Genomic DNA, 12,906 nt, shown 5'->3' with positions numbered 1-12,906 from the left:
TCGTACAAGTCCACCGCTCGGCGACGGAACTCGTCCGTGTAGTTCTTCCTGGCCATCCTTGGATTCTCGCTCCCCCCAGCATCGTGCTGGAATCAGCGTGTCCAAGATCAAGGGTCAAGCCCCGTGGTGCTCGCGTTGCGCCCACGTCCAATTGATGCTGCGGTTACCGACCGCCGCGGCTTCATCGCGGCGATGAAGCGCGAGCTTGGCCCAGCCTTGAGGGAGTTGCAGCAGGGCGGGATCGCGCCGGTGGACCTCCCGCAGTCGGCCATCGGCCCCGGAATGGCGGTGTTCTCCCGATACGCGAAGGTCATCGAGTCGGACGGTTCGGAAATGTCGGTGCGTTCGGCGCTCGCGCGCATCAATGAGGTGCTGGACGAGCTGCTGACCGAGCAGGAGGGCGACTTCGACCCGACCACACGTTTCGCGATTGCCTGGTACCGCAGCAACGGCTACGAGGCTGGGGCGTTCGGCGACGCCGAGAACCTGGCACGAGCGCGCGCAACGGCGGTCTCGGCGATGGAGCGGGGCGGCATCCTGAGCGCCCGCGCAGGCAAGGTGCAGCTCTACCGTCCAACTGATCTGCCGGCCGACTACGACGTGACCTCCGACCAGCACACGTCGGCGTGGGAGGCGCTTCAGCACACGATCCGCATCCAGGAGACGAAGGGCATCCCGGCAGCGGGAGCGTTCCTGCACGACGCGAGCCGCCGATCCGACGGCGCGGTCGACCTCGACCTCGTGAAGGAGTTGGCGTACCTGCTGTTCCAGGTGGCGGAGAAGAACGGGTGGACGAAGGACGCGATCTCGTTCAACGGCATCGCCACGTCGTGGTCGGAGCTGCTCGACTCCGGGCGGACGGCTGCGCCCGTCAGCACGGTCGCGACGCTCGACTTCGACGCGCTCGACGAGTAACGCTCGCGCGATGCCCGGACGCAGCGACGAGTCGACCCCTGTGACCTATCAGGAGTTCGTTTCGCTGTGCCGTCGATACGACCGAGACCAGCTTCTTTGGCTCCTCTACCAGGCGTCACGGACTTGGAATGGCGAAACGCTTCTGCCGAGCGGTCAAGTGAAGAACGTGCTGCCATGGACCGTCGCGGGAGTCGCCGCAGTGCTCATCTGCCGAGGCACGAGCGGTGGCAGGAGACCTACCTACGCCGACGTCGAGCTGATCTGCAACCGCTTCATGCACCTCGTGCAGCCGGGGCCTCTGAACGGCATCGACGACCTCGTTCGTGGGTTGTCGCGCTACGTCTCGCAGCAGGCACCGCATCAGCGGGCTGGGCTCGCTGAGCTGTCGCGGCCGGTGGCGTTGTACGCCGAGACAGCCTTCCCCGACGGCTACACGCCGCGTGTCATGGCCGCTGGGTGGGAGGAGGATCTGCTGGGAGCATCGGTTGCCCGTTTCGTTTCCATCGGGTTCTGTCTCTGGGCGGCGGCGCTGAGCGGAAGCCGGTACCCGTTCCCGTGGGATGAGCGAATGCTCTCCGTTGTCGATGACATGGGCGGGATCGAGGTATTCAGCGCGGTGACCGAGGCGCAGTTCCTCACGGACATCGATGCCTTCAAGATCGCTCGGCGGGCCGCGGTCGATGCGCCAGGCGGGACCCCGAACGAGCGGTTCGTCCGCGAGCCGTTCGCCTATAACCCGCTCGTGGCGCGGCCGCTGGTCGGCGGAATCGTGCCAGGCGAGTGGATTGCCCCGTGCGTGCAGATGATTGAGCTGCGAACCTCCGTGCAGGGAGTCCTGTACTCGGGTCTCGAACGCTGGGAGCAGCGGTTCACCGACGACGCTGGGCAGCTCTTTGAGCAGTACGTCGGACGCCAGCTACGCCTCATCGAGCACGCTGAGGTGATCCCTGAGATCGTCTATCAGGACGGTCGCAACGCGAAGAAGACCATCGACTGGTTTGTGGTGCTCCCTGAGGCAGTGCTCCTGATCGAGTGCAAGAACTCCGTCCCGACTGCGGCGGTACGCGAAGGGCTCGACGGATTCGGCGACGCGCATCAGCGGCTCAACAAGGGTATCGAGCAGATCAACAAGACCGCCCAGCTCATCGACGATGGGCAGCCGGAGCTGTCATCCATCCCTGCGGATCGTCCGCTGATCGGGCTCGTGGTGACGCTCGGCAACTTTGATTTTGCCAACGAGGTCTACATCCGTGCTCAGATGACGCAAGCCAACGTCCCGGTCAGCATCGTCGGGATCGACTTCATCGAGCAGCTCGTGACGCTGGCGGGAACGGACTGGCTCGGGTTCATCAGCAAGACAGCGACTCTCGTCCAGCCGAGGAACGTCATCGAGGCACGGAGCTGGATCGACGGCTTCACGCTGGGCGAGAACCCCATCCTCAAGTCGGCGTTCGAATCGCTTCCCGTCATCGCCGCGTTGGGTCACTCGCTCCCCGATGCGTCAGCTGACGTGCCCTCGAACTCGCCCGAAGGGTGATCGACCACGCCTCTGTCGCAGGCCCCCGGTAGCCTGGGAGGTCAGGAGGCTTTCTAGTGGCGACATCAAATCGTGACCGTATTGGGCGGATGTTCGAGATCCTTGCGGAGGCGCTCGACCCGTTCATCGCGGAGGTGCTGGAGCCGCAGATCGGTGATTCCGATTGGGCGCTGGTGGTCAAGCTCGCCGACGAGGAGAAGGGCATTACCGGCAAGGCATACAGCCGGGAAGACCCTGCCGTGCAGCTTCGGATGCTGACCGAGGGCCTCACGGGTCGCGTGAAGAAGGGCTGGTACCCGTTCAAGGGCACGGTCACGCGCGAGCACGAGGCGTATGCGAGCCTGCTGCGCGAGACACGCAACCAGTGGGCGCATAACGCCTCCTTCGATGACGACGCGGCGCTGCGGGCGCTCGACTACGCGCGGCTGTTGCTGGCCGCGGTGGGGCAGGCGTATGCGGCCGACAAGGTGGACGCGATCCGGCTCGACCTGCGGCGGATCGCTACGGGCAAGCAGGACTCGCGCGCGCTGAAGTCCTCGACCGTAGTGCCCGGTGCGTCAGGGTTGGCCCCGTGGCGGCAGGTACTGAAGCCGCGCGACGAGGTGGCGACGGGCAACTTCCAGTCGAGCGAGTTCGCTGCCGACCTCTACAAGGTCGCCCGCGACCCGGCGGCGACGAGCGGGGAGTATTCCGACCCGGCGCAGTTCTTCGCCCGCACCTATCTCACGGAGGGTCTGCGCGACCTGATCGGTCGTGCGGTCAAGCGCCTGGCCGGGGACACGAACGCTTCGCCCGTGGTGAACCTCCAGACGAACTTCGGTGGCGGCAAGTCGCACTCGATGCTCGCGCTGTGGCACCTGGCTGGCGGTCTGCCGATCGCCAAGTTCCCGCAGGAGGCGCAGGAGCTGCTGACGGCCAACGGCTACCCGGCGGAGGGCATCACCGCGAGCCGGGTCGCGCTCGTCGGCAACCACTTCGCACCGCAGGGCGAGACGAAGGATGACGGCACCCGCGTGAACACGCTCTGGGGCGAGCTGGCCTGGCAGCTCGGCGGGCGCGAGGCGTATGAGATCGTGCGCGAGCACGACGAGAAGCGCACCAACCCCGGCGGCGACCTGCACGTCCTGCTGGCGAAGTACGCGCCCGCAGTGATCCTGATCGACGAGTGGGTCGCCTACGCCCGGCAGCTCTACGGCCGCGAGGACCTCGCGGGCGGCACCTTCGACACGCAGTTCACTTTCGCGCAGTCGCTGACCGAGGCGGCGAAGTCGATCCCCGGCGTGCTGCTCGCCATCTCGATTCCCGCCTCGCACGATGGCGACGACCGCGGCGAGGTCGCGGGCGCGGCCGAGGAGGTCGGCGGATCGAACGGTATGGAGGCGCTCAAGCGACTCCAGAACGTCGTGCGCCGGGTGGCCGACCAGTGGCGTCCGGCCTCCAGCGACGAGGCGTACCGGATCGTGAAGCAGCGCCTGTTCGAGTCGGAGGACGCCGCCGCGCTCGCGCAGATCGCGGCGACCGCGAAGGCGTTCAGCGACTTCTACCAGGCCAATGCGGGGGAATTCCCGAAGGAGGCGCGCGACCCGCAGTACGGGCGGCGCATCCAGCAGACCTACCCGCTGCATCCTGAGCTGTTCGACCGGCTCTACGAGGACTGGTCCTCGCTGGAGCGGTTCCAGCGCACCCGCGGCGTACTGCGGCTGATGAACGCCGTCATCCACGCGCTGTGGGTCGGCGAAGACCAGGGACCGCTCATCCTGCCCGGCTCGATCCCACTGTCGGTCGCCTCCGTGAACGCGGAGCTGACGCAGTACCTTCAGGACTCGTGGAAGGCCGTCATCGACGCCGACGTGGACGGGACGAACTCCGAGCCCGCCCGCATCGACAGCGACAAGCCTGTGCTCGGGCAGCGGTCGGTGACCAAGCGGCTGGCCCGCACCGTGTTCTTCGGCGCGGCACCGACTATCGGCACCGCGCACAAGGGCATCGACACGCAGCGGGTGTTCATCGGCACTGCGGTGCCCGGCGATGTCGTCGGCAACTTCCACTCCGCGCTCACCCAGCTCGGCGACCGCACGACGTACTACTACTCGTCGGCGGGCAAGCACTGGTACGACACCCAGGCCAACATCACGCGTCGTGCGAAGGACGCGGCCGATGCGCTGCACCCCGAGGACGTGTGGGCCGAGATGGTGAAGCGGCTACGCGGCGAAGAGCGCGCTCGGTCTGACTTCGCGGGCGTTCACATTGGCCCGACCGACTCGGGCGACATCCCCGACACCGACCAGGCCCGGCTCGTCATCCTGCACCCGAAGTACCCGCACCGCCGCAAGAAGGGCGACTCGCCCGCCCACGACTTCGCGCGCGCCGCGACCGAGCGGCGCGGCACCGCGAACCGCGCGAACCGCAACATGGTCGTGTTCCTCGCGCCCGACGAGGAGCGCCTGGCCGAACTCGACCAGGCCGCGCGCTCGTACCTGGCGTGGAAGGAGATCGCCGAAAAGGCCAACGAGCTGAACCTCACGCCGCAGCAGCTCGCACAGGCCACCGACAAGCGCGACCAGTTCGGCCGCACCGTCGACGACCGGCTCGCACTGACCTACCAGTGGGTACTCAACCCCGTCGCACCCGACCCCGGCTCACCATTCGAGCTGGAGGAAGTCAAGGCCGACGGGCAGGCGGGCTCGCTCGCCGAGCGCGTCGCCAAGAAGCTCGGCAGCGCGGGCGCGTACTCCACCCAGCACGCCGCCCGCTCGATCCGGCTCGCACTCGACACGAAGGTGCCCGCCGCATGGTCGACCGGGCACATCGCCGTCGGCGACCTCTGGAGCCTGTACGCGCAGTACCCGTACATGCCGCGGCTCCGCTCCCGCGAGGTGCTGATCGACGCCATCGACAACCAGCCGCTGCTCTGGCAGAGCGAGAGCTTCGCCCTCGCCGACGGCTACGACGAGGCGACCGACCGCTACAGCGGACTCTGGCTGCCCGGCGACACCGGGCGTGCGCCCGTCACCGACGCGACCCTGATCGTCAAGCCCGCACCGGCCGAAGCACAGCGCGCCGAAGACGTGGCCGCCACCTCGAGTAGCGCCACGCCCGTGCCGGGCACGGATTCTCCGACCGCTGGGGCATCCGCAGCCGCAGCCGCAGCCGTGCGGGGGGGAGCGACGACGCCCGCGCCTGCAAAGAAGGCTGCGACGACCCGGTACGTCGGCAGCGCACCGATCAGCGCCGAACGCTACTCGGCGGACTTTGCCAAGATCGCCACCGAAGTGCTCGCCAACCTCGCCGCGTCCGGCGCGAAGCTCACCATCTCGCTCTCCATCGATGCCGTTCACCCCGACGGCTTCACCGAGCAGCAGCTCCGCACCATCCGCGAGAACGCCACGACGCTGAAATTCACCACCAACGAGTTCGAGGCGGAGTAGCGCAATGAGGTCAGGTCGCTTGCTCATCCGCAGCCTCGTTCACGCGCCCCAGGTGCGTCGGCACGCTCGGACGGCCTGTGCCGTGCTAAGAGTCTGAAGACGCGTATGAGAGGTGGCGGCAATGAGCGTTGACACCGTCGTTTGGGACCCGAACGGCTCAGACGCTGAGGCGCAGTTTGCCGTTGTTCTTGGTTTGCACAAGGCGAACCGCGCCACTCTCGGCCCGATGCCCGACGCCGCTTTCCGAGATCGGGCGAAGCATGCGGGCCTCCTACTCGGTCGTCGTGACGGGACGATTGTTGCCTACTTGCTTTACGACATCCCAAGGCACAACCTGATCAAGCTCGTTCACCTCTGCGTCGGTGCGGATGCGCGAGGCAGCGGGATCGCGAAGTCGCTGGTCGAGCAAGCGATCAGCCTTCACCCCAGTAGATCTTTCCTCACGGCTGCCTGCCGTGCTGACTACGGAATCGATGGGTTCTGGCAGTCGCTTGGGATGCACGCAGCGTCCGAGCGCAACGGACGTGCGCTCAACGGGTCGACCCTGACCAACTGGATTAAGCGGATCAACCTCGAAGGTGGTCTCGATCTGCTCGAGGCCGCATCGTTGGGCTCCGGCCTCCCACTTGCAGTACTCGATACGAACATCGTCGGTGATCTCTTCTCGCCCGAAGGCGTCCGTCGTGACCATCGGGAGGAAAGCTCTGAGCTGAAAGCCGACTGGCTGCAACCACTTGTTACCTTCGCTGTTTCTGGAGAGGTGAATAACGAGATCAACAAGATCGCCGACCCAACGTACAAGAAACACCTTCGGGAGTCGACGACTCACCTCACACGGCTCAGTACCCGCCGCCCAGCAGATCGAACGCTCGAGGATGAATTGCTCGCTTCTGTAGATGTCGCGCTCCTTGCCAAAGACCCCAGTCTGAATGCAGATGTCCTGCAGCTCGTTGATGCCATCCACGCGGGGGCTGACTACTTTGTGACGAACGACAGCAACATCCATGTCGCGGCTGCTGTCTGGAAACTCAACGAGCGTGGCGTCAAGGTTGTTCGCCCACACGAACTCATCCGCGCACTCATCCCGGCCTCCTTCATGTCCGACTTCCGTTCGCGACTTATCGATGACAGCGACTTGGAATGGAGGGTTGTGACCAGCGTTGACCCAGCGCTCGAACCGATGTTCCGCGTGTACGGCGAAGAGTCGAGGCCAGCCGTGTTCAACCAGAGACTTCGAGACCTCCTGGCCAGACCAAAGTCGGTCACTGTTCAGCAACTCCACGATGGTGACGGACGTCCGTGGGCACTCGCAGCGTTCGAGGTGGGTTCCGGAGTACTTCGACTTCCGCTCCTCAGAGTTTTCCGTGGCGAGCGCGGTGGCACAGTGGCGTTCCAGCTGATTCGCTACTTCCGGCGGGTCGCGTGGGGTTTCGGCGCGACGCGGATCGAAATCACCGACCCGGCGATCTCGCAGGCGCTCGATGGTGCCCTGCGCGCTGACGGGTTCAGCGACGGTATGCCGCGAGGAGCCGACCTCGGTCCGGCGACCATAACCTGTGATGACCTCGGGGCCAACACCGCCGCAGAGGTCGTGAGCGCTGAGAGGAAAAGGTGGCCGCTTGTAGTCACTGGTGCGGGCCTCCCCGCTTACCTCATCCCGATCCAGCCGAAGTGGGCATCAAGGCTTTTCGGCCTTGACGACGGATTGTTTCCGGTACGCCGTCGCGGATTGGGTCTTTCCCGCGAACTTGTCTATTTTTCGGGCTCGCGCTTTGTACCGCGGGAGCTGCCGGCGAGGGTGCTGTGGTATGCGAGCAGCGATAAGACGACGCAACTCAGCCAGATCATCGCATGGTCTGTGATGGTTGACGCTATGCGGGTGCCGGTTGACGAGGCGATTGAGAGGTTCGCGAAGCTCGGCGTATTCCGGAAGTCGGACATTAAAGACTCCGCTGGCAAGGATGGAAACGTCAGCGTCATACGTTTCCAAGACACCGAACGTCTCCAGCGCACTATTTCTCGGCACGACGAGATCTTCAAACAACACGTGAAAGGCCAGGTACAGAGTATGAGATCAGTCGATACCCTGTTCTTCGACGAAGTGATCGCACTTCAGACCGACAAGGTCCAGGCTGCATGAATCGGGCCCTTCTGCTTTCTGTCCGCCCGCGTTTTGCGCAGGCGTTGCTCGATGGAACCAAGACTGCAGAGATTCGCCGCCGTTTTCCCGATGTTCCTGCAGATACGACCGTAGTGATTTACTCGTCGTCGCCAGTCAAGGCTGTGCTTGGGACTATGCGCGTTGAGTCGCTCATTCGCAGCAGCGCGGCCAAGATCTGGCGCGACTACTCCGAGGAGATCGGAATTGGAGAGTCGGAGCTCGCTGAGTATCTCATCGGTGCTTCAGAGTGCTCGGTGCTTAAGCTCGCTGAGCCGAGACGGTGGGCGAACGCGGTGACCCTTCATGAGCTGCGTCGGCTGCTGCATCTCCAGCCAGCGCAGAGCTTTCGGTATCTGAGCAGTCGAGAAGTCGCGAAGCTCACTGCTTTGGGCGCCAACGCAGAGACCGAGACGGAAGAGGTCGAGTTTTCGGTGGCGACGCGCACTGACATGATCCCCGTGATGGCGTAGCCAGGGGGAGCGGCGAGAGATTGCCTGACGCTGGGCGCAACGGAGTGACCAGTGGTGGATAAAAACCACACATAGTTGAGCGTTCTGTGCGAGGATTGTATCCATGAAGGAGTTGGATGACTCGCTCCCGTCGACGTTCACGACGGAGGCCGCGCGGGCGCACGGTGTGCATCCGCGAGATCTGTATGCCTGGCGAGATGGCGGGCAGATCATCGAGCTCTCGCGTGGGGTCTTCCGTCGAGCAGACGCGTCCCCGGCGTCGTACCCCGACATGATCGCGGTGGCGCACCGCGCTCCTCGCGCGATTGTGTGCTGTATCTCCGCGGCAGCGATCCACGAGCTGACGGACGAGATGCCGGCGTCGGTGCAGATCGCGGTTCCCAACCGGTCGCATACGCCGGCGATCACTTACCCGCCTGTGACGGTGTTTCGCTTCGATGAGACCACGTTCGAACTCGGTTTGACCGCGTTCGAGGCGGGGCCGGGGGAGCCCGTGCGCATCTACGACGCGGCGAGGACTGTGGTGGATCTCATGCGGTTCCGGAGACGCCTTGGTGAGCCGATCGCGCACGCCGCGCTTCACCGATACCTGGCAGTGCCGAACTCGAAACCGGCACTGCTGCTGGACTACGCGGAGGCGCTGGGGACTTTTGGGCCGATGCGCGCTGCGCTCGATGTTGCGAGTGCCCGATGAGTCGCCCCACGCGAGAGAGCGCCGCAGGGCGCGCATACCTCGACCTGCAGAACCAGGCTCGCCGCCAGAACCGTGGCACCCAGGAACTGCTCACGATGTACATCGTCGAGCGGTGGCTGTCGCGGATGTCGCGCTCACCGTACGCCGAGGACTTTATCCTGAAGGGCGGGATGCTGCTGGCTTCCTTCGGCACCCGCCGTCCCACGGTCGACGCCGACGCCCTCGCGCGCAACATGGCCTCTGACGAAGAGACCGTGGCCCGCCGCGTCGCTGACATCGCCGCGATCGAAGACCCAGACGACGGCGTGGAGTTCCTGCCCGACACGGCCACCACTGCGGTGATTCGTGATGACGCGCTGTATTCCGGCGTGCGGGTGACGATGACGGCACGGCTCGTGACAGCGCAGGTCAAGCTACGGCTCGACATCAACTTCGGCGACCCCGTCACGCCGGCCCCGCGAACAGTCGTGCTGCCGTCGCTGCGGCCGGACGCTCCGCCGATCCGCGTCCTGGGCTACCCGATCGAGACGGTACTCGCAGAGAAACTCGTCACCGCGATCGAACTGGGACGAGCGAATACGCGCGTGCGTGACTTCGCTGACATCCATCTCTTGACCGGCACACAGGCTCTCCAGTGCGGGCAACTGCGTGACGCGCTCACGGCGACCGCAACTTTCCGCGGGACCACGTTGATTCCGTTAGCGCAGGCCACCGAGGGGCTCGCCGTGCTCCGAGACTCAACCTATGTCGCCTACCGGAGGGGGCTCGGCGACGCAGGCGCGAGTCTGCCGGAGAGGTTCTCCGACACCGTCGCTGTCGTTGCTGACTTCGTCGACCCGGTGCTCGACGGGCTCGACGCCAAGGCCCTGTGGAGCCCCGTCGAACGGAACTGGCACACGGCATCCGGCGCACCGTCTGAGTCGACCGAATCGGCTACAGGTAGGGCGGAACTGTGACGGTTTCGGCCGGACCTCGCGGCACCTGATCTGGTGACCAGACGGTCAAGCCCGTATGACGGTCCGGGCGATGGCTGCGACGGCCGTGTTCAGGCTCTTGGGTCGCCGGTTCACGCGCATCGCCCCGGTGAGCAGGTTGAATGCGTCGAGCGTGGGGCTGTCGGGGGATGGGGCGCGGTAGGGGTCTTCGCGGTCGCGCCAGCCGAGTTCGAACAAGAGTTCACTGATGCGTGACTCCCAGAGTTCAGCGGGTGTCTCATTCGCGGCGACGACGAGCGCCATCCATCCGGCGTGTCGCTCGGCGGGGGTCGTTCCGAGTGGGAGCCGGCCGGTGATGTGGCGCAGGATCGCCTGCGGATCGCCCCGCCGTGCCGCGATTGCCCGAGTCGGAGCGATGCGCCCTTTGCGCACCGACACCAGCCCCAGCGCTCGCGCGGTGGCGCGGAGTTCCCAGACGGGCCAGGTGAGGTCTTCGCGGTTGGCCTTGCCGATCCACCATTCGGTGATGCCCGTGCGATGTGCTATCTGCTCGACGACGGCGGGTTTCAGATAGCCGGCGCCGGTGAGCGTCACGCCGTCCCCGACGACGTCGAGGAGCACTCGGAACGGCTCGGTGAGATCAGCGGCCTCGTCTGCGCTGACATCGGTCGCACCGGAGGCAGCCGGCTTAGCGAGCGCGTTGCGCAGGCCGCGTGCGCCACGGTTCTGCGCCAGTTCGAGCAGCGACTCGAGTTCCTCGACGACCGGGATCGGCTCCGCGGTGACGGAGGTGATCAGCTCGTTCGTCTCATCGATGTCGCAGGCGTCGGGATGCCAGCCGTGGGGCAGCCACGCGCGTCCTTCCGCCGTGCTATCGAACACCTCGGGGCGGAGGGCATCGTCGTAGTCGCTGCGCACCCAGTCGGCGAGTTCGGCGTAACCCCAGACGCCACCGCAGTCCTCGGGCGGGCAGGCGAGCTTCCCGCCGACGCACACCGGAGCCGAAGGAGGGGCGTCGAGCACCTTCTCGACGCGCAGGAGGTGCTTCCAGTCATCCCCGAAGTCGTAGTCGTACCAGAGCCGATCACCCTCGCCGGCGATGACCTGATCGAGACGAACATCGTCTTCGAGCATCCCCTCGTCGCCCTCGTCGAGGTCGAACTGGGTGAGGAACTCGGGAGCGTTGCGGTCATTGCTCGTGCGGAAGCGGTGCAGGTGGCTGTCGGTCCATCCCATCGCCGCCTGGATCACCTCATGCAACCGCGGCAGGAGGATGTCACCCGGCACCTCGACACGTCGCCACACCGGCGGCTTCGTGCGCTGCAGGTCGATACGGATGCGGAAACCCCTCACCACCGAGGGGACGGGGAGGAGCTGCGGCTCGGGTCGGCGCCAGAGATCGTCCAGATGATCGTCGTCGGGGCGCAGCGCGGCGATGAACTTCTGAAGCTCCGGTGCCTCGAACTTCTCGGATGCCATCTTCCTCCTTCCGACTCGGGCGCATCACGTCGGGATACGCCATCGCGATCAATTCTCGTGGAACACGTCGGTTTCCACCCAACTGCTGGTCAGGGAAGTGCCTGGGGGCGGCGCGTGCACCGCGGGGCCTTCGCCCCTGATCTTGGACACGGTGTCGTTTCGGTTTATGCCGCTTCCGCGAGCGTAGTCGAGATCGTGTTCTCGTAGGCGTTCGGGCTGATGTTGCCGATCGCGGAATGCCGCCGTCGCGTGTTGTAGCGGTTGACCCAGCGGAACACGGCCCGGTAGGCGGTCGCCTGGTCGGGGAACGTCGAGCGTCCTTCGAGGAGCTCACGTTTCAAGGACGCGTTGAACGACTCCGCGAGCGCGTTGTCCGCGGACGTGCCGACTGCGCCCATCGACTGGGTCACCTTCAAGTCCGTGCAGAGCTTGGCGTAGGCCTTGGACGTGTAGACCGATCCGTGATCGCTGTGAAACACAGACCCGGCCAACGAGCCGCGGTCCCGCGCGGCAGTGCGGAGGGCGTCTTCGACGAGCCCTACGCGCATGTGGTCGGCGATCTGCCAGCCAGCGAGCTTGCGTGAGCAGAGATCGATGACCGTGGCGAGGTAGAGGTTCGAGCCGTCGGCGATCGGGAGGTAGGTGATGTCGCCGACGTAACGCTGGTTGGGCTGTTCGGCGGTGAAGTCCCGGCCGATCAAGTCGGGGAACCGGCGTCCGGACTGGTCCGGGACCGTCGTCTTCACCCGGCGCCGCAGCCGGATCCCGGCCAGGCAGTGCTCCCGCATCACCCGCGCCACCCGCTTGTGATTGACCCGCTGTGAGGCGGGCACGCCGTCGTTCAGCTCCGCGGTGACCCGCGGGGCGCCGTAGGCGCGGTCACCGCCCCGGGCAGGGTCCTGCACGACCCGGATCCGTTCGGCGAGCTCCGCGTCCGCCGCGGCCCGCGCAGCCCTTCCAGGGCCGGCTTCGAGCCACGCGTAGAACGATGACCTTGCGACATCGACGATCTCACATAACCGCTTCACGCCGTAGGCGTCCTTGTGGTCCTTGACGAACTGGAAGCGGCTCACCAGTTCGTCTCCCCGGCGAAATACTTCGCCGCCTGACGGAGGATGGGCGGATTCAACCGGTCAGCGCAATGAGTGCTGTGAGATGAAGCAGACGCTGATCTCGGGAGGCATTCGTTGCAGGGCAAGCATGGTCATCTCAGTCGTGAGCAGAAGCAGCTCGCGCTCCGTCTCCACTCGAAGGGGTGGCGGCTCATCGATATCGCCCGCGAGATCG

Annotated in this window: 8 protein-coding genes and 1 pseudogene; 7 read left to right on the top strand and 2 right to left on the bottom strand. The window is 65.6% G+C overall.

The window, feature by feature from the left end; genetic code table 11:
* Window positions 1-249 precede the first annotated feature (249 nt).
* The 7 genes from ACYVJ0_RS12950 (at window position 250) to ACYVJ0_RS12920 (ending at window position 10,161) form a co-directional block, all read left to right on the top strand.
* On the top strand, window positions 250-915 hold the full coding sequence (locus tag ACYVJ0_RS12950) for a hypothetical protein (protein WP_460818243.1): 666 nt from the start codon (window positions 250-252) through the stop codon (window positions 913-915).
* 10 nt (window positions 916-925) lie between these two features.
* A complete protein-coding gene (locus tag ACYVJ0_RS12945) occupies window positions 926-2,452 on the top strand; it encodes a nuclease-related domain-containing protein (protein WP_460818241.1) in 1,527 nt (508 codons plus the stop codon).
* An 89-nt stretch (window positions 2,453-2,541) separates the two neighbouring features.
* Window positions 2,542-5,880: a DUF499 domain-containing protein gene (locus ACYVJ0_RS12940; RefSeq protein ID WP_460818239.1), complete on the top strand. Its 3,339-nt coding sequence runs from the start codon at window positions 2,542-2,544 to the stop codon at window positions 5,878-5,880.
* 121 nt (window positions 5,881-6,001) lie between these two features.
* Window positions 6,002-8,020, top strand: coding sequence for a GNAT family N-acetyltransferase (locus tag ACYVJ0_RS12935; protein WP_460818237.1), 2,019 nt, complete (start codon window positions 6,002-6,004; stop codon window positions 8,018-8,020).
* Window positions 8,017-8,511, top strand: coding sequence for an ASCH domain-containing protein (locus ACYVJ0_RS12930; protein ID WP_460818236.1), 495 nt, complete (start codon window positions 8,017-8,019; stop codon window positions 8,509-8,511). Before ACYVJ0_RS12935 ends, ACYVJ0_RS12930 begins: the two co-directional genes overlap by 4 nt.
* 103 nt (window positions 8,512-8,614) lie before the next feature.
* A complete protein-coding gene (locus ACYVJ0_RS12925) occupies window positions 8,615-9,205 on the top strand; it encodes a type IV toxin-antitoxin system AbiEi family antitoxin domain-containing protein (protein ID WP_460818234.1) in 591 nt (196 codons plus the stop codon).
* Window positions 9,202-10,161, top strand: coding sequence for a nucleotidyl transferase AbiEii/AbiGii toxin family protein (locus tag ACYVJ0_RS12920; RefSeq protein WP_460818232.1), 960 nt, complete (start codon window positions 9,202-9,204; stop codon window positions 10,159-10,161). The genes ACYVJ0_RS12925 and ACYVJ0_RS12920 overlap by 4 nt, the downstream gene beginning before the upstream one ends.
* Before the next feature lie 45 nt (window positions 10,162-10,206).
* Here the strand turns inward: ACYVJ0_RS12920 and ACYVJ0_RS12915 are convergent, their stop codons facing one another.
* On the bottom strand, window positions 10,207-11,619 hold the full coding sequence (locus tag ACYVJ0_RS12915; RefSeq protein WP_460818231.1) for a plasmid pRiA4b ORF-3 family protein: 1,413 nt from the start codon (window positions 11,617-11,619) through the stop codon (window positions 10,207-10,209).
* Between the two features lie 164 nt (window positions 11,620-11,783).
* Window positions 11,784-12,736: pseudogene (locus ACYVJ0_RS12910) on the bottom strand (IS3 family transposase); the annotation flags it as partial.
* Window positions 12,737-12,906: the final 170 nt, after the last annotated feature.

It is taken from the genome of Microbacterium petrolearium (assembly GCF_054782875.1).
Note: the sequence above shows the minus strand (reverse complement) of the source record. Positions and strands in the feature narration are given on the sequence as shown.